The sequence below is a fragment of the Bacteroides fragilis NCTC 9343 genome, assembly GCF_000025985.1.
Lineage (GTDB): Bacteria > Bacteroidota > Bacteroidia > Bacteroidales > Bacteroidaceae > Bacteroides > Bacteroides fragilis.
On the sequence record NC_003228.3, the window covers coordinates 4,319,657 to 4,339,160 of the forward strand.

The window sequence follows — 19,504 nt, forward strand, 5'->3', positions numbered from 1 at the left end:
TAAAAAAAAATGAAAAAAATATTTTATCCGGTCCTCTTATTGGTTCTTGCGGCATGCAAAAACCCTGAACAGACATCCGAAACCATAGTTCCGGCTCCTGCTATTGCCGACATCCCGACCGATACTGTTACGACCCAAGTAGACGGAATAACATCGGCTACTTCAAAGCCCAATCAAGTATCTTTCAACGGCACCATTGTATTGCCTCCCCAACGTCAAGCTACGGTGGCCCTCACTATGGGAGGAGTAGTGAAACACACCTCACTCTTACCAGGGCAACAAGTACGGCAAGGTGCCCTGCTGGCAACACTCGAGAATCCCGACTTCATCGCACTGCAACAAACCTATCTCGACAGCCATGCCCAAGCAGAATATCTGCAGGCCGAATATGAACGGCAAAAAACTCTCTCGACCGAACAAGCCGCTTCGCAAAAGAAGTTTCAACAGAGCAAAGCAGACTATCTGTCAATGAAAAGCAAGCTGGAAGCTACGGCAGCACAGCTTACCCTATTGGGCATCGTCCCGGAAGAGTTGCTGAAAAGCGGCATTCAGCCCTTGCTACAGGTAAAGGCTCCCATCAGTGGTTATATCAGCGATGTAGCGATGAATATCGGTAAATACATCCAACCGGGTGAAGCACTTTGTGAGGTCATCGACAAATCAGCCCCCCTGCTTTGCCTGACAACTTATGAAAAAGACCTAGCAGATATGAAAGTAGGTAGTCCCGTCCAGTTTCGGGTCAACGGTATGGGCAAAACAGTGTTCAAAGCTACCTTGGTCTCCATCGGTCAGAAGGTGGATGAGGTAAGCCGTTCGCTCGAAGTATATGCCCGTATCGATGATGTCAACCAACAGTTTCGTCCCGGCATGTATGTAACGGCGAGAATACAGAAATAATCCGGTGTATTGTCTTATCTTTGTCCCCATGAAACGAATCCGAGCTATATACAACGATAAATACCTCCTATCCACCCTCATCATCTCACTGGCAGTGGCGGTGCTTATCCATTTTCCCGAATCAGTCTCTCTTTTTGACGGATTTGAGAGTCATACCCTTTTTCCCGGGATGAAATTCGCTGATGTAGCCAACGAGATCCTCTTTACCTTTTTGTCATTGCTGATTCTGTTTGCAGTCAACACCCGACTGTTTCATTTCAATCAGACCTCAATGAAAATCACATGGCAAAAGATTATTCTCTCTTTTGTACTAACCTGGATATTAAGCAATTTCCTGGGACAATGCTTTGTATATTTGCACAAGACATTTGATATTCCCGCTATAGATGCCATGGTGCACCACTACCTGCATCCATTACGCGATTTCATTATGTCTAGCCTGGTGACCAGCAGTTGCTATATCATCTACCTGATTCGTCGCCAACAACAAGTAATTGTTGAAAACGAACAATTAAAGGCAGAAAACATACGCAACCAGTTCGAAGTGCTGAAAAACCAACTGAACCCACACATGCTTTTCAATTCGCTCAATACGCTGCGTTCGCTCGTTCGTGAAAATCAAGACCGGGCACAAGATTACATCCAGGAGCTGTCACACGTACTACGATACACATTGCAAGGCAACGAGTCGCAATGCGTCACTCTACGTGAAGAAATGGACTTTGTGTCAGCCTACATCTTTCTCCTTAAAATGCGTTTTGAAGATAATCTGCGATTCGAGATCAATATAACTCATAATTCCGAAGAGTATTTGCTTCCTCCCATGTCCATACAGATGCTGATTGAAAATGCCGTAAAGCATAATGAAATCAGCAACCGCCGTCCTCTTACCATCACAATCGCGACCGATTCGGAAGAAGGACTCCTGGTAAGCAATCCCCTACAGTCTAAACTGACAGCTACAACCGGTACCGGCATTGGGCTGGTCAATCTCGACAAACGCTATCGCCTCTTGTTCCGACAAGAAATACAAATCACAGAAGACAGAAACTTCACCGTTCGTATACCCCTCATCCGGAAAGACCTATGAAAGCAATCATCATTGAAGACGAAAAAGCAGCGGTACGAAACCTGACTTCACTACTCGGTGAAGTCTGCCCGCAAATAGAAATCGTAACGGAACTCGACAGTATCGCCGATACCATCGAGTGGTTCACCGATCATTCAATGCCCGATCTGGTATTTATGGATATCCACCTGGCAGATGGGTCGGCATTTGAGATCTTTGAACACGTCCACATCACCTGCCCCATCATTTTCACTACTGCCTATGACGAATATGCCTTACGGGCTTTCAAAGTCAACAGCATCGATTATTTACTGAAACCTATCGGAAGACAGGATATAGAACAGGCATTAGAAAAACTGACCCTGTTCAGTTCCGGCAATTCCAAACCTACCGGTCCGGAAACAAACGAACTTGTGAACCTGATGCGTATGTTAAAAAAGCAGGAAAGCTATAAAACCCATTTCCTGATTCCGATAAAAGGCGATAAACTGCTCCCCGTTTCGGTTGATATGATCCTGTTGTTCTACATCAGAGATTGCCAGGTGAAAGCTGTTCTGACAGACGGGACGGAATATTCATTCCCACAAACCCTCGACGAATTGACCGAATGTCTGGACCCGACACTCTTTTTCCGGGCCAACCGCCAATATCTCCTTTCACGGGAAGCCATCAAGGATATAGACCTCTGGTTCAACAGTCGTCTTTCCATCAATCTTCGTCATTCGGTATCAGGAGAGAAGATTTTAGTCAGTAAAGCACGTGTAGCTGAATTTAAAGAGTGGTTCAGCGTTAAATAATTAAGGAATAAAAAACAAATATTAATGCACGCTTGCAGAATACTCCTACAAGCCGTATCTTTGTAACCCTAATTCTAAATACTCAAATATGGCTTTCACCAACAACGTAATGATTGTGCGCCACAAGTTGCTGGCTAAATTGGTAAATCTCTGGAAAGAGAACAAATTAACGAATGAAATTGACAGACTTCCCATTGAACTGAGCCCTCGCCGTTCACGCCCGCTCGGACGCTGCTGTATCCACAAAGAGCGTGCTGTATACAAATATAAACTTTTCCCGTTGTTGGGTTTCGATATGACAGACGAAACGGACGAGCTCACTTCACTTTCGGAATACGCACGCCAGGCGTTGGAACGTAAAAACAAACAGAAAGAAAATATACTCTGCGTCATCGATGAAGCTTGTTCATCTTGCGTACAGGTTAACTATGAGGTGACCAACCTCTGCCGTGGTTGTGTAGCCCGCAGTTGCTATATGAACTGCCCCAAGGATGCCATCCGTTTCCGAAAAAACGGACAGGCAAAGATTGACCACGACGCTTGTATCAGTTGCGGGAAGTGCCATCAAAGCTGTCCGTACCACGCCATCGTATTCATTCCGGTTCCTTGCGAAGAAGCCTGTCCCGTGAAAGCTATCAGCAAAGACGAGAACGGTATCGAACATATTGATGAGAGCAAATGTATCTACTGTGGCAAGTGCCTCAATGCTTGTCCTTTCGGAGCCATTTTCGAGATTTCCCAGGCTTTTGATGTCCTTGAAGGCATCCGTAGCGGTGAAAAGATGATAGCGATACCTGCTCCCTCTATACTCGGACAATTCAACACATCCATCGAAGCAGTATACGGAGCACTTCGCCAGATGGGATTTGCCGATGTAGTCGAAGTGGCGCAGGGAGCTATGGACACCGTAAGTCACGAAGCTGCCGAACTGAAAGAAAAGCTAGAGGAAGGACAGCCGTTTATGACAACCTCTTGCTGCCCGTCTTACATCGAATTAGTGAACAAGCACATACCGGGAATGAAGCCTTATGTTTCTTCTACGGGATCCCCGATGTATTATGCCGCCCGCATCGCCAAGGAACGCCACCCGGATGCAAAGATCGTGTTTATCGGCCCGTGTGTGGCCAAACGTAAAGAAGCCCGCCGCGATGAATGCGTAGACTATATACTTACTTTTGAGGAAATGGCTTCGATCTTTGAGGGACTGGACATCCAACTTGAACAGACACAGCCATTCTCAGTACTCTATACTTCGGTACGCGAGGCACACGGTTTTGCTCAGGCAGGTGGTGTAATGGGAGCTATTAAGGCCTACTTAGGCGAAGAGGCTAAGAAATTCTCCGCTATCCAGGTCTCGGACCTGAACAAGAAAAACATAGGCTTGCTGCGTGCTGCTGCCAAAACAGGCAAAGCACAAGGACAGTTCATTGAAGTCATGGCCTGCGAAGGCGGATGTATCAGCGGCCCCAGTGCCCATAATGACGCTATCGGTGGACGCCGGCAGTTGAACCAGGAACTGATAAAACGCCGTGAATCATATGAAGAAACTCATAGATAAATTAAGGGAGGAGCGCACCCTCACCTCCGAAGAGTTCGCACACCTGTTGTCGCACTATGATGATGAAGCCTTGGCATACATCAATCAGCAGGCACGGGAAGTAGCGACCGTACACTTCGGACAGGGAGTCTACATACGCGGACTGATCGAAATAAGTAATTATTGCCGGAATAACTGCAACTATTGCGGTATCCGGAAAGACAATTGGCGAGCCGATCGCTACCGACTCAGTAAGGAGATGATTTGGGATTGTTGCGAACATGGCTACAAACTCGGATTCCGCTCATTCGTTCTCCAGGGAGGCGAAGATCCGAAACGGTCGGACAATGATATGGAGGAGATCATTGCGGAAATCCGCCGGCGATATCCCGAATGTGCCATCACGCTGTCTATCGGTGAAAAACCGGCGAAAGCTTACGAACGCTATTTTATGAAAGGCGCCGATCGGTATCTGTTACGCCACGAAACATTCAACAGAGGGCATTACTACTGTCTGCACCCCTATGAAATGTCCAACGAAAGACGTATCAAATGCCTTCAGGAACTCAAACGAATCGGTTTCCAGACCGGGACAGGCATCATGGTGGGAACCCCTCATCAAAGAGTGGAATTTCTGATAGAGGATATACGTTTTATTGAAAACTTCCAACCGGAAATGATTGGTATCGGACCTTTTATCCCTCATCAGCGAACCCCATTCTGTGACGAAAAAGCAGGCAGTGTAGAGCTGACCTTGTTACTGCTCTCTATCTTCAGGCTGATGCATCCCAAGGCACTGATCCCTTCGACAACTGCGTTGGCAAGCCTGGCACCGGACGGCAGAATACGGGGTATTCTTGCCGGCGCCAATGTGGTCATGCCCAATCTGTCGCCTATCATTGTAAGAAACAAATATAACCTGTACGACCAGAAAGTAGCTTTCGGTGCCGAAGCGGCCGAAGGACTGGCCTTATTGGAAAAGCAACTGACAGCGGTCGGATATCACATCGACTACAGCCGGGGAGATTATAACAACTAATCAACAAAAGACATGTATAAAGTAGATTCACCTGATGCTGTCGACTTTATTAACCATCAGGAAATTATTGAAACACTGGAGTATGCCCGCACCCATCGGAATGACCGGGAACTTATCCGAAATTTAATAGAGAAAGCCCGCCTTTGTAAGGGGCTCACCCACCGGGAAGCCGCCATATTGCTGGAATGTGCTGAAGAAGATCTTACTAAAGAGATTTTTCATCTTGCCAAAGAGATCAAGCAAAAATTCTATGGCAACCGCATCGTCATGTTTGCTCCGCTTTACTTATCCAACTATTGTGTCAATGGTTGTGTGTACTGCCCGTATCATCTCAAAAATAAAACCATCATCCGCAAAAAGTTAACTCAGGAAGAGATATGCCGGGAAGTTATTGCCCTGCAAGATATGGGACACAAACGCCTGGCACTCGAAGCCGGTGAAGACCCTGTGCGTAACTCAATCGATTATATACTCGAATCAATCCGTACCATCTACAGTATCCATCATAAAAACGGAGCTATCCGCCGGGTAAACGTGAACATTGCCGCCACTACGGTAGAGAATTATCGCAAGCTGAAAGATGCAGGTATCGGTACATATATCCTCTTTCAAGAGACATATCATAAAGAGAATTACGAACAGCTGCATCCCACCGGGCCCAAAAGCAACTATGCCTATCATACCGAGGCCATGGACCGTGCCATGCAAGGAGGAATCGATGATGTAGGCATGGGAGTCCTGTTCGGCCTGAATACATACCGCTATGATTTTGTAGGATTGCTGATGCATGCCGAACACTTGGAAGCCGTTTATGGCGTGGGACCGCATACCATAAGCGTTCCCCGCATCTGCTCGGCCGATGACATAAATGCCGAAGACTTTGAAAATGCCATCTCTGACGAGATCTTCCAAAAGATAGTAGCCGTTATTCGCATCAGCGTACCCTACACAGGCATGATTATTTCCACACGAGAATCGCAAAAGACCCGTGAAAAAGTGCTTGACTTAGGTATTTCGCAGATCAGCGGAGGATCACGGACCAGTGTAGGCGGTTATGCCGAAGCAGAAACTCCGGAAGAGAACTCCGCCCAATTCGATGTCAGCGACACCCGGACACTGGACGAAGTGGTCAACTGGTTACTGAAACTGGGCTATATTCCCAGCTTCTGTACAGCCTGTTATCGTGCCGGACGCACGGGTGACCGGTTTATGTCACTTGTCAAATCGGGACAAATAGCCAACTGCTGTTCCCCTAATGCACTGATAACCTTACAGGAATATCTGGAAGATTATGCCTCGGAAGAGACGAAAGCTCGCGGAGTAGCCATGATAAAGCAAGAAATGCAACATATCCCCAACCCTAAAATCCGAGAACGGGCTTTAGAAAACCTGAAGCAAATTGCGGCAGGAGAAAGGGACTTCAGGTTTTGAAAACGTCGCCCCGCTCCAATCGCCTGCACATTGCCTTGTTTGGTAAACGAAACAGTGGCAAGTCGTCATTGATCAATGCATTGACCAATCAAAACGCTGCTTTGGTATCGGACATCGCCGGTACCACTACCGACCCTGTATATCAACCGATGGAAATACATGGTATCGGTCCGTGTGTATTCATCGATACAGCCGGATTCGACGATGAAGGTGAACTGGGCTCCCTACGTATCGAACGAACCTTACAAGCTGCGGACAAAGCCGACATCGCACTGATGGTTTGTTGCGATACGGAACTTTCCGAAGAGCAACGATGGATAGAGTTACTGAAAGAGAGGAATATCCCCTACCTGTTGGTACTGAATAAAGCCGATCTGTTAGAGAAACCGGATGAAGTCGCCGATAAATTGGAACAACAGACAGGACAACACCCTTTAATTGTCAGTGCCAAAGAAAAAACGGGCATAGACTCAATCCGTCAGTCTATTCTTCATCGGTTACCGGAACTTAACGAGCAACCGGATATTGTGGGAGATTTGGCCAACGAAGGCGATGTGGTACTACTCGTGATGCCACAGGATATACAGGCTCCTAAAGGGCGACTTATCCTGCCACAAGTACAAACACTACGCGAACTTCTTGACAAAAAATGCATCACCTTGAGCTGCACAACCGACCAGTTGGACAATGCCCTCAAAGCCTTGTCAGTTCCCCCCTCATTGATCATTACCGATTCGCAGGTTTTCAGAACCGTCTACGAAAAGAAACCGCCACAGAGCCGGCTAACCTCCTTCTCGGTATTATTTGCCCGCTACAAGGGAGACATTGACTACTATACCGAAGGAGCGTATATCATCGACCAACTGACAGAAAATTCCCGGGTCCTGATAGCCGAAGCCTGTACTCATGCTCCACTGTCCGAAGACATCGGCAGAGTGAAACTTCCACGAATGTTGCGCAAACGTATCGGAGAGAAACTGCATATCGACATTGTTTCCGGAAATGATTTTCCTAAGGACCTGAATTGCTACGACCTGATTATTCATTGCGGAGCCTGCATGTTCAATCGCAAACATGTCCTGAATCGGATAGTCAAAGCTAAAGCACAAGGTGTCCCAATGACTAACTATGGAATAGTTATCGCATATATCAATGGCATTCCTTTCCACTGACAACAAACGCCTTATGAGACACGATCGTATTTCATAAGGCGTTTATGCTCCTGTCATCTAATGAAACCAAAAACTTGAAATTTATTCAAAGAGTCTGATATAATAAAACAGTTAATAATATTATTTTATCTTATATATGATGAAAATCGGATTTTCATTGGCATTTCTTTTTTGCAATTCTTGTGGTACAGTAATTTGAGTTTGTTCTTTAAATGTTTCTATCTCATAAGGTGTAACAACCTGTACCAAATTATTTCCTAAGACACGTCCCCATACCGGGAACCGGTTATGCCCCTTACTACCTACCATACCTAACTGCATATTGATATCAGCCAAGTTATAAGCACTTGTCTCAGGGATATCACACTGCTCCACAACAGTTTCTCCACTGTGTTTGTCCACCGAAGCCACATAATACTTCTCATTCAGCATCATGCGCAGATAAAAACGGCGAGGCGTCTCAAAAATATCACTTACAAAAATATCACCGTTAGCAGGGAATCTTTTAATATCGCGAATATTGAGCCCACGAATAACCTCTTCATCCGAATTGCTTAGACCGGCCACTAAAACAGGCTGTATGGTGTCTGCCGACAAACGGTAAATGGTATCATTGCTAGCTGTTTTAAACAAGACTGACGCCTGCTTCCCATCCGAAGGTGAACCCATTACTCCAAAAGTAAAGCCTGAATCTTCACGGGGTACCAACGGCGAATAGAAATCGTTTTTGGTAATTATCGCCTCACCGTCCTCTTGAAATACCCCAATACCAAAACTACCGTTCTGAAACGGCATAAGAGGCATAGCGATGGCACCAATGCGCTTGTTACCAAGGTGATGAGCATAAATAATGGGAGAATTTACAGGCAGGTCTTCCACAAACGTGCCTTCCAATGTATATATGCCAACCTTATTGCCGATAACATAGAAACGATTATCAGCCTCATCAGCCTGTATAAAACCTATCATACCATTAAAGTCATCGGGACCTTGGCCTTGGCGAAGGAATGTACGTAAAAAGTGTCCTTGACGATCGAACAGTACGATACGGGCTTCCTTGCCCACCAATACATAAATGTATTTGCTTGTGATGGCAAAGTCTACCACACCGTCTATCAATGAGGCATCATCATTGGTCATTTCCAAAGGGATATATTCAACTGACTCTATCTCATCAGCAATAGACAAAGTTGCCGGCGAATTAAGTGCATCACGAACGGAAGCGGTTAACAGACCTGTTTGGTCGACTTGATTTAAATTACAAGATGCCAAAACAAAAACGCCAATGGCAACCATGAAAAAAGACTTTGTGTTCATCATGTTTTAAAGTTATATTTTGGTCAAAGATACAGAACATTTGTTATTTATCATTTCTTTTTCCGGATATTTTTCCATGAATCCACAAAACATATAAAGCTGAAATTCCTATATTTGTAATAAAAAAAAGATTACTTTCCAAAAGTATTATAACTAAAAAAATCTTTTACTTTTACTTATATTTCTCCGGAATCTTCCTCTCGATGATGGCATCAAATACCCGTGACAACTCTTTAATAACCAAAAAACATTTCTGTCACTTGAAAATTGGGTAATATAATTAGGCTGTGAATGTCAAATGATAACATTCACAGCCTATCACTATCCAACTAACTTTCAGTAGGATATATTACCTAAAATATATAGTTCCGGTTCTAATAAAACCGGCTATTCACTTTCTCTATAGAACAATACCTCTGTCAGTATTGAAAATCTTCCCCTTTGACGTACACCCGGTAATCTTTTATCATGCCGGGATATCCCTTTTCGGCACGGGGCAAATAGCGGAAACCGGTTACGGTATAGTCTCCACCCAGATCGATGACTAATTGATGAGGATAAGCATCTTTAGCCACCGTCATCCAGTAAGTGGATTCCTGAAGGTCAAACACTTTATCTCCCGTACAGTTACCGCTACGTGTCTCTTCGCTGTCGGCATAGCGTATTCTCCACTTTTCACGTGAAATTGGCTTACCGTCGGCACCCAGTACATCAAGTTCGGCGATGGCTGCTATCTTCTTTCCTTTTTGTGCCGAAAGGGCCTCAAGGCAGAAATAACGACCGATACTCTGACGATCAAAGCAAACTTCCTGCCATCCGTTGCCCGGAACAAACGTACCTTCGGCAACGGGAGTTTCCCGACTCAAGTCCAGTTGTTCACCCTCTTTGCGATGGGTAGAAGCCCCTTCATTGCGTAACCAATCCAAGATGGGCTTCTTCAGTCCGCGGATAGATGCTTTCTCAGGGCCTTTCAAATCAAGAACAATAATTTCATTTTCTCCCTCTTTGAGCCAACAACCGGGCATGAAGAGTGTCTGCTGCGGACCAATCTCCCAGAAACGTCCGATAGCAAGGCCATTAACCCATACCATACCTTTACCCCAAGTACTCATGTCAAGGAACGTATCGCCAACTTTATCCAAACGGAAGGTAGTCCTATAATACGCAGGCATAGTCTGAGCTGTCCCATTTTTATATCTTTTATCTTGCACAAACGAATAATCCACCGGAAAACTATAAACCGTCCAATTCTTTAACTCTGCAGATTGCTTTCCACGGACAAGTTCTACTTTTTCAGTGATACCTTTGCGATCGTGAATCGACTCATCAAAGTTAACGCGTCCCATAGCTTCTACCAGGATGTCGATACGCGTTCCTTTCTTCAAAGCCGGCAGTTGCAAGACAAATTCACCACGACGACGGTCCAGACGAGCCAACAATTTACCATCGGCAAAAACTTGTGCCCAATCATGTACTTCTGTGATCTTCATCGTAGTGCCATTTTCGACAGGCTCCTGCAAAGTAGTCCGATACAAAATCGTTCCCCACCCCTGATCAAAAGCCTCCATCGGTTGTATATCCATACTCTCTTTAGCCTCGGGCAAATTGGAAAAGAGAGGAGCAATCTGAGTAAACTCCACTTCAGGTATCTCAATCACCGGAAAAGCTTCGGGAATCTCAGGCAATTGTTCTCCTGCAGGCAGATAATTTTTCAGCAGATCACGAAGCTGGAAATATTTGTCCGTAGTCCATCCCGGCTCACTGATAGGCGCATCGTAATCGTAAGAACTACACATAGCGGAGTAAGACGGATTGTTGGCACCACCCCAATGCCCGAAAGTAGTACCTCCATGGGCCATATAGAGACTGAATGAAATATTACGGTCAAGCATATCTTTGATACCCTGCACCATGCTTTTGGCAGGACGGGTCTCATGCTTGCGTCCCCAATGATCAAACCATCCACTCCAGAACTCACTACACATTAATGGAGTCTCCGGACGAGCCTCTTTGAGACGCTTGAACTGCTGTTCAATGTTGGCTCCCGTACCAAAATTGATAGTCCAGAGCAAATCGTCCAATCCATTCCGATCAAAGGTACTGCTCCAGTCACATTGAAAAAGAGGAACTTCGGTAAACCCGGCACTTTTCACTATATCACGAATAGCCGAAACATAGGGTTTGTCAACTGCATAAGCACCATATTCATTTTCTACCTGCACCATGATAATGTTTCCTCCGCGAGTAATCTGCAAAGGTGCAAGCTGTTTTCCGACTTCTTTCATAAAGATTGCAGTGCGCTCCATAAAATAAGGATCGAGTGTACGAAGTACAATATCTTTCTTCTTCAGTAACCACCAAGGAAGTCCGCCCATCTCCCATTCGGCACAAACATAAGGACCCGGGCGTACAATCACATACATCCCATGCTTCTGAGCCAGGCGGCAAAAAGCGGCTATATCATTTTGTCCGGTAAAGTCAAACTGTCCCTCAGTCTGTTCATGGATGTTCCAAAATACATAAAGACAAATCGTATTCATCCCCAATGCCTTACACATCTCGATACGATGCTCCCAGTAAGGAGCCGGAATACGGGTATAATGCAACTCGGCAGCCTTAACCGTAAAAGGCTTGCCATTCAAAAGGAAAGTGCTCTTCCCGATTGTGAAATTTTGTGCTGCAACAGGCAATGAAAAAATCAAAATGAGAAGCAGAATCAGTTTTTTCATGTTCTTATTAAATTGTTTTGAGTTTTTGAGTCGTCTCACTAAAGCCTCCTTTCTTCAAAGAAAGACAGTGTTTCCGATATCCGACAAGGGTTTCTCCCATGATATTTCCGAAAACAGAAGGTACAAAGAAACGGGAAATATTATTTCGAAAAAATAGACTTTGTTAAAAAAAAGATGGATTATATTATGATAAAAAAAGGCTGCATCGTTACCAATACAGCCTTTCGTATATTTATTAAATGACTTACTTAGCCAATTCGTTGATTACGTTCATAATCTTCTGCCCGATCTCCTCAGCAGCCTCCATAGTCGATGCTTCGCTATATATACGGATGATCGGTTCGGTATTACTCTTGCGCAAGTGTACCCACTTATCGGCAAAGTCAATTTTCACACCGTCAATATCATTGATCTCTTCATTCTTATAGATATCTTTCACTTTAGCAAGAATGGCATCTACATCGATTTCCGGAGTCAGATCGACACGGTTCTTGGCAATGAAATAAGGAGGATAAGTTGCACGCAACTCACTAACCTTCTTACCTTCGTGTGCCAAATGGCTAAGGAATAATGCGATACCTACCAAAGCATCACGTCCGTAGTGACTGGCTGGATAAATCACTCCACCGTTTCCTTCACCACCGATCACGGCATTTGTTGCTTTCATCTTGGTCACAACATTTACTTCGCCTACAGCAGAAGCATTGTATTCCATACCATATTTGCGGGTTACGTCGCGCAAAGCACGGGTAGAACTCAGATTGGATACAGTATTGCCCGGAGTATGTTTCAATACATAGTCTGCCACCGTAACCAGTGTATATTCTTCACCATACATCACACCGTTTTCGCAGATCATCGCCAAACGGTCTACGTCCGGGTCAACGACAAACGCTACATCAGCTTTTCCACCCTTCATCAGGTTCATGATATCTCCCAGATTTTTTTCCAACGGTTCCGGATTGTGGGCAAAGTTTCCGGTCGGTTCACAATAGAGTTTTTCGACGTGTTTCACCCCCAGACGTTCCAACAATTCGGGCAGGATGATACCTCCTACAGAGTTCACACAGTCGATAGCCACTGTGAAATCAGCTTTTTTGATAGCCTCAACGTCTACCAAATCGAGTGCCAATACACTGTCGATATGTTTTTTATTATAAGTCAAGTCTTTGCGATAAGATCCCAAATGATCGACATCCGCATAATCGAACTCCTCGGCAGCAGCAATACGAAGTACTTCTTGCCCTTCGGCTGCATTCAGGAATTCTCCATGCTCATTCAGCAATTTCAATGCATTCCATTGTTTGGGGTTATGTGATGCAGTCAGAATGATACCGCCACAAGCCCCTTCCATTGTAACAGCCAGTTCGGTTGTCGGAGTAGAAGCAAGATCGATATCAACTACGTCCCAGCCCATACCCATCAAGGTACCGACTACGACATTCTTTACCATCTCACCGGAAATGCGGGCATCACGGCCCACTACTATCTTGTTACTTTTTGATTTGCATGTTTTGCGAATCAAAGTGGCATAAGCCGACGTGAATTTTACAATGTCAAGCGGGTTCAGTCCTTCGCCTGCGCCTCCGCCAATGGTTCCACGGATACCAGAGATAGATTTGATTAGAGTCATAGGTTGTTGTTTTAGAAAATTGGTTATTTAGTAGTTTTAGTTCAATGCTTTCTGAAATTTACGAATATCGTAGAAATAGGGGTTTACATATTGGTTTGCACTCTGATGTCCCATCTTCGAAGGTACAATCATTCTCACATGGGCATAATTGGTAACATACTTTAAAGCAAGCAGCCATCCGGGAGGAACATCCGTCGTACCATATTTGGCATACATCGACCCCTCTGTAAATACACCGGCTACTGAAGTACCGTTATCCACATAACGGAAAACGTCCGGATAAGTATAGTAGTTCGGATAATTTTCGAAACCGGGAAGCACCACATTGAAGCAAGTGGTATCGTTCGCCTTAATGTCGTGCTCTACAAAGCGTACGGCTACAATATTGTTATTCTTGATAGAGTCATTTTCCGGTTTATCGGTAACTATACCCTTATCCACAATTTGCATGTAGACTCCGTTTGAGAAAGCCACGTATTCGTTCTTGGTCGTATCCGTTTTATATCCGTTTGCTTCAAAGTCACTCTCGGAAATAGTCTGGATATTGTGTTTTTTAATAAAGGCGTTTACTGCGTCTTTCTCTTCATCCAGCATTTCAGCATAAGTCTTCGAATTGTCGCAAGCCTGGAACATATATCCAAAGGCTAACAAGGAAAAAAATAACAATAGAAGTTTTTTCATTTCTGTATCTTAAGTATATTCCGTACAAATGTATTTTAAATTAGTCGAATCTATAGATTTAAAAGCAGAAAGTTCAAGTCTTTTAACCTTTGACTTTCAACTTTTAACGGAAGAGCGATGAGCCAACCGTCAACTTACCACTTTATTCTTTCAAAAGTGGTTTATATTTCTCCAATGCTTGTTCAAACACTTTTACAGCCTCTTCCATAGTACCGTAAAATTCCCCTCCGGACGCATTGAGATGCCCGCCGCCATTGAAAAATTCCGCAGCTAACCGATTACAAGGAAACTTACCTACTGAACGGAGAGAAATCTTAATCATTTTCTTTTCAGTGTCCTCACGTAGAAAACAAGAAAAACAGACATTCTTGATAGACAGAGGTATGTTGACAAACCCCTCGCTATCCCCTTTGATATAATCAAATTTGCCCTGTTCTTCCTTTGTCAGTGAAATAAGGGCGGAATTGTAATCTTTATACACCTTCATATTCGATAACACATATCCCATCAGACGCAAACGGCTTTCAGAATAAGTATTGTAGACTTTCCGGTAAATATCATCTTTATCGATTCCTTTTGAGAGTAACTCACTGATGATGAAATAGATTTCACGATTATTAGAGTTATAAGTGAACCCTCCGGTATCTGTCATCATGCCCGTATAGATACATTCGGCTCCTTCTTTGGAGATATCACTAAAATATCCCATCCGGCAAATCAATCGAAACACCAGTTCGGAAGTAGAGGAAATCTCAGGATGTGAAATGGTGATTCTGCAAAAATCTTCAGGATAAAGATGGTGGTCTATCATTATTTTGCGCCCCGGTGAAGCGGCCACTATATCACTCATTTCATCAATACGCTTCAGCGCATTAAAGTCAAGACAACAAATGACATCCGCCTCCATAATCAGCTTGTCGGCAAATTCCTGGTAACGGTCATACAGCAAAATATCCTTACTACCCGGCATCCATTTCAAAAAATCGGGAAAAGCATTGGGGACAATCACATTAACAATTTTATCTTGAGAATCCAAAAAATGATACAATCCCAATGATGAACCAATGGCATCTCCATCAGGTGACACATGAGATACAATTACTATTTTGTCGGCCCGTTCAAACCATTTGGTAAAATGATCAATATGAGCCTGAGCAATCACTTTAGTCAGCATAACTTGTTTGTATAAATATTGAGTTGGCAAAAATACGATAAATCTTTGTACTTAGAGCAAAAACCTCACAGAACCTTCGTCGGAAAGGGAGATAAAATGCAACCCCAACCGGCGACATTCTTCACTATAAGCCTCTTTATAATAAGCAGACAGAGAAGAATCCAAAATAACTTCCCGGCAATGAAACAAACCTACCAATGACTCCAACTTCCCTGTATAGCCTTTGCATACATACAAATAATCTATGTTTAACGATTCAGCAACGGTTTTGTTCCGCCAACGATTGTCACTAACCATACAAATACGTTTATTACCGAACATAAGCAAATGATCCTGCATCCAAAAACCGGACGAATGAAAATTGTCTGTTATAGCAACCGGAACATCCAGATGCAGTCTATTCCAATATCCGGCTACTGCACGCGAAAGCCGTCTTTCATCCGGAATGCTGTCCGCATAAGCCAACCACGACTTACCACAAGCTTCGATACAATGCACCACCGGACATCCCCGGACATTATAGAAAACAATGCTTTGCACCGGATGGTCCATCATTCTGCTCACCCAATGAAAACTTCCCATAGCCAAGATACAAATACCAAAAACATATAAACATTTCAAACTGCGCACTACTTTATAACGTATACCGATCAACAAGACCAGATAAAAAGCAAAAGCTTCTGTCGGATAGATCCAGACACGATCTATAGATGCCAACGGTAAATGTTCCACCCAACGGACCATAGTATTCAACCAATCAACAAGAGATCTCACTACCACTGAACATCCTGTATAAAGCATAGGAAAAGGGGTGAGTACCAGCAATGCGACCGTTGCATACATGATGCCTGAAACAAGTGGAATTACCAACAGATTAGTCAACAAAAAATGAGTAGGAAATCTGGAGAAATACAATAAAACCAAAGGAGCAGTACCTATTTGTGCAGCAAGCGAAACACTCATTAATGCCCATACCTTCTTTAACAAGCTATTACCGACCGGCAATTGGCGGAACAGCCAGGGATATAATAACAGAATAGCTGCAACTGCTGAAAATGAAAGTTGAAATCCTACATCGAACAGCCAAAAAGGATGAACCACCAACATGATACATGCAGTCAATGCAAGTGTATTGAGTGAAATACCTGTACGCCGGGATAAAACCGACAAAGCCAACAGTGAAAACATGATAACGGAACGGACGACCGAAGGAGAGAGACCGGTAAAAAAAGCGAATCCCCACAATGCGGTAATTATCACTACCGCACGAAAAAGTCTCACACCAAAAGCATTCCCTGGCAGCCACTTCAGAAAAAACAGAAGCATCATATACAGAAACCCGATATGAAGTCCGGAAAGTGCCAGTACATGACTGGCTCCCGATACAGAGTAAGTTTCCCGAATATCTTCGCTCAACTCCTCCTTATAACCTACCGTAAGTGCGGCAAGTACGGCAAATTCATCCGGATTAAACTTCAAAGCACGATATTGGTCAAGAATCCGATCCCGGTATTCCAATGCAATCTGCCTGCATGATCGGGAAAACCGATATCCGGTAATTTTCCAATTCCCACTTGCAACAAAAGCAATCCCGCTAATCCCTTTGTAGCGCAGATAACGCGCATAATCAAATTCATCGGGATTACCATTATTTGAAGGTGGAGATACATGGGCAAAAAATATTAACTCATCCCCACTACGTAACCCTTCGGACAATGAATCCTTCGATATATAAAGCAAAACTTTTCGATTTACCGGCATGGTGCACACTGAATCCTGCCTTTCCTCCAAAAATGCCCGACAAAGGAAGCTATGTTCCTTAGGCTCCGGTTGTTCCGACACTACAGCCCGGTAAACACATTTTTGTTCCGAAAAAGAATAAAGCGTCTGTTGCAAAGCCTGATTTATTCCACCTGCTCCGCCAAAAAACACGAACAGGTACAAAATACAGCCGAACATCCAACGTAAAGAGTAACGGTGAGAAAAATAAACGACTAGGAGCAGAAGAAATAATCCTGCCAGCCCTCCTGCCAGCACGCCCTTCGAAACACAGACTCCCCTAAAAAACAACCCATTGCCAACAAGAAAGCCTGCTATCAGAGGGAATAGCAGGCGTATAAAAGGATATCGGTGTAAATACTGAAAGTTCACAAGACGGCTCTACAGCCCTTTCATGGCGTGAATCATTCCTTCCGGATTCTCAGCAGCAAAGATAGCATTTCCTGCCACCAATGCATCTGCCCCGGCAGCTATCAGACGGGCGCCTGTTTCCAGATTTACCCCTCCATCAACTTCGATCAGTGCTTTAGATCCGGTACGCTCAATCAGTTCACGAAGCTCTTTCACTTTCTCTACCGAGTGTTCAATAAATTTTTGTCCGCCAAATCCGGGGTTCACACTCATAACCAGCACCATATATACATCCCGGATAATATCCTGCAACAGGGTTATCGGAGTGGCCGGATTGATAGTGACCGCTGGTTGCATACCTGCTTCACGAATCAGTTGCACGACCCGGTGTAAGTGAGGACATGCCTCGTAATGCACATTCATGATGTGGGCACCCAATGCCTTCACTTCAGGAATAAACTTTTCCGGATTGACTATCATCAGATGTACATCCAACGGCTTTGAAGTTAACTTAGCTACATATTTCAGTACCGGAAAGCCGAAAGATATGTTCGGCACAAATACTCCGTCCATAATATCAATGTGTACCCAGTCTGCTTCACTACGGTTGATCATCTCAATGTCCTTTGCCAGATATGCGAAATCTGCAGAAAGGATAGAAGGGGATATAATTGGTTTCATATTCATCATTCTTAAAATAATAGCACAAAATTAACAAAAAAACATCAGGGCTCCCCTCAATAACAATTTATTTGGCAGAAATTCTTTTTCTGCTATTTCAAATTCATAATTATAATCAACGGGATCGGCTCATATCCCAAAAGGATAATGCACTATCTGTTATTACACAGCCTTCATCTTAAATGCTTCAGTCAGATGGAATCCACGTAAAAGTTCATCTGTCTTCAGTCTCTTTTTACCTGGCAACTGCAACGAAAGGACATTTACAAATCCATCCGGCACAGCCACTCTCAAAAAGTTTTTTCCATCAGTAACAATGCTTCCGGGAGCCAACGTATGCACCTTTGGCAACTTCTCACTCTCAAAGATTTTCACGACAACCGCTTCCCCTTCCGGATTCACCAACTCACTCCATGCAGCCGGATAAGGCGAAAGCCCACGAATAAAATCATAAACCCGTTTCACCGGCTGATTCCAGTCAATTCGGCAGGTCTCTTTAAAAATCTTCGGAGCCGGACGAAGTTCGCCTGCCACTGCCATTTCTTCCTGAGGAATTGATTTCACCTTTCCCTCCAGAATAGCGTCTACAGTTTCTATAACCAACCGACCGCCCAAATGCATCAACTTGTCATGCACAATCTCTACATTGTCCGTATCGGCAATGGGAATACGTACTTGCTGGATTACTTCCCCCGTATCTATTTCATGTTTCAGGAAAAAAGTAGTAATACCTGTTTCGGTGTCTCCGTTGATCACTGCCCAGTTTATAGGCGCTGCTCCACGGTATTGCGGAAGCAGAGAAGCATGGAGATTAAAAGTTCCCAGACGTGGCATATTCCATACCACTTCCGGCAACATACGAAAAGCTACAACAATCTGTAGATCGGCTTTCCACTCACGTAACGCCTGAATGAATTCTTCATCTTTCAGTTTTTCCGGTTGCAGCAAAGGCAGTTGATGATCCAGTGCATATTGCTTTACCGGAGAATACTGAATTTTATGTCCGCGACCGGCAGGTTTATCGGGCATCGTAATCACTCCAACCACATTATAACCGCCTTCAACCAGACATTGCAGGGCTTCCACGGCAAAGTCCGGAGTCCCCATATATACAATTCTTAAATCTTCTTTCTTCATAATTTATAAGTTATGAGTTTCACACTGCAGATTACGAAAGTAACGAATTGCCTGCAAAGCACACTATCCGTTACATACGG

The 19,504-nt window shown here is 44.1% G+C and carries 15 protein-coding genes; 7 read left to right on the forward strand and 8 right to left on the reverse strand.

All coding sequences use genetic code 11. The features are described from left to right. The first annotated feature begins 9 nt into the window (after positions 1-9). The 7 genes from BF9343_RS17665 (at position 10) to hydF (ending at position 7,942) form a co-directional block, all read left to right on the forward strand. The gene (locus BF9343_RS17665; RefSeq protein ID WP_005791002.1) at positions 10-897 is read left to right on the forward strand and encodes an efflux RND transporter periplasmic adaptor subunit; all 888 of its coding nucleotides are present in this window, start codon (positions 10-12) and stop codon (positions 895-897) included. 28 nt (positions 898-925) lie between these two features. Beyond that, entirely contained in the window at positions 926-1,987 is a 1,062-nt protein-coding gene (locus BF9343_RS17670) for a sensor histidine kinase (protein ID WP_041926258.1), read from the forward strand. Beyond that, positions 1,984-2,763 (forward strand): LytR/AlgR family response regulator transcription factor, encoded by a 780-nt coding sequence (locus BF9343_RS17675; RefSeq protein ID WP_005798355.1) that lies wholly within the window; start codon positions 1,984-1,986, stop codon positions 2,761-2,763. The genes BF9343_RS17670 and BF9343_RS17675 overlap by 4 nt, the downstream gene beginning before the upstream one ends. An 88-nt stretch (positions 2,764-2,851) precedes the next feature. Then, complete coding sequence (locus tag BF9343_RS17680) at positions 2,852-4,321, forward strand: 4Fe-4S dicluster domain-containing protein (RefSeq protein ID WP_010993508.1); 1,470 nt, start codon at positions 2,852-2,854, stop codon at positions 4,319-4,321. Continuing rightward, positions 4,302-5,339 (forward strand): [FeFe] hydrogenase H-cluster radical SAM maturase HydE, encoded by a 1,038-nt coding sequence (gene hydE / locus BF9343_RS17685; protein WP_005817572.1) that lies wholly within the window; start codon positions 4,302-4,304, stop codon positions 5,337-5,339. Before BF9343_RS17680 ends, hydE begins: the two co-directional genes overlap by 20 nt. Before the next feature lie 12 nt (positions 5,340-5,351). Then, a complete protein-coding gene (hydG, locus tag BF9343_RS17690; protein ID WP_005798359.1) occupies positions 5,352-6,770 on the forward strand; it encodes a [FeFe] hydrogenase H-cluster radical SAM maturase HydG in 1,419 nt (472 codons plus the stop codon). Further along, a complete protein-coding gene (hydF, locus tag BF9343_RS17695; RefSeq protein WP_010993510.1) occupies positions 6,767-7,942 on the forward strand; it encodes a [FeFe] hydrogenase H-cluster maturation GTPase HydF in 1,176 nt (391 codons plus the stop codon). Before hydG ends, hydF begins: the two co-directional genes overlap by 4 nt. Positions 7,943-8,062: 120 nt before the next feature. On the opposite strand, the gene BF9343_RS17700 is transcribed toward hydF, so the two are convergent. The 8 genes from BF9343_RS17700 to fmt form a co-directional block, all read right to left on the reverse strand. Then, positions 8,063-9,259: a 6-bladed beta-propeller gene (locus BF9343_RS17700; RefSeq protein WP_005798361.1), complete on the reverse strand. Its 1,197-nt coding sequence runs from the start codon at positions 9,257-9,259 to the stop codon at positions 8,063-8,065. Positions 9,260-9,678: 419 nt separating this feature from the next. Beyond that, entirely contained in the window at positions 9,679-11,988 is a 2,310-nt protein-coding gene (locus BF9343_RS17705) for a beta-galactosidase (RefSeq protein WP_010993512.1), read from the reverse strand. Positions 11,989-12,232: 244 nt separating this feature from the next. Then, positions 12,233-13,621 (reverse strand): phosphoglucosamine mutase, encoded by a 1,389-nt coding sequence (gene glmM / locus BF9343_RS17710; protein WP_005791020.1) that lies wholly within the window; start codon positions 13,619-13,621, stop codon positions 12,233-12,235. Positions 13,622-13,657: 36 nt separating this feature from the next. Then, entirely contained in the window at positions 13,658-14,302 is a 645-nt protein-coding gene (locus tag BF9343_RS17715) for a DUF4827 domain-containing protein (protein ID WP_008657631.1), read from the reverse strand. 142 nt (positions 14,303-14,444) lie between these two features. Continuing rightward, positions 14,445-15,476 (reverse strand): DHH family phosphoesterase, encoded by a 1,032-nt coding sequence (locus BF9343_RS17720; protein WP_005791024.1) that lies wholly within the window; start codon positions 15,474-15,476, stop codon positions 14,445-14,447. A gap of 51 nt (positions 15,477-15,527) precedes the next feature. Continuing rightward, positions 15,528-17,627, reverse strand: a complete 2,100-nt coding sequence (locus tag BF9343_RS17725) for a ComEC/Rec2 family competence protein (protein ID WP_010993513.1) — start codon at positions 17,625-17,627, stop codon at positions 15,528-15,530. A 9-nt stretch (positions 17,628-17,636) separates the two neighbouring features. Further along, a complete protein-coding gene (gene rpe / locus BF9343_RS17730) occupies positions 17,637-18,287 on the reverse strand; it encodes a ribulose-phosphate 3-epimerase (RefSeq protein WP_005798369.1) in 651 nt (216 codons plus the stop codon). Between the two features lie 162 nt (positions 18,288-18,449). Beyond that, positions 18,450-19,424 carry a methionyl-tRNA formyltransferase gene (fmt, locus tag BF9343_RS17735; RefSeq protein ID WP_008770001.1) on the reverse strand — a complete coding sequence of 325 codons (975 nt, stop codon included), beginning with the start codon at positions 19,422-19,424 and terminating at the stop codon, positions 18,450-18,452. Positions 19,425-19,504: the final 80 nt, after the last annotated feature.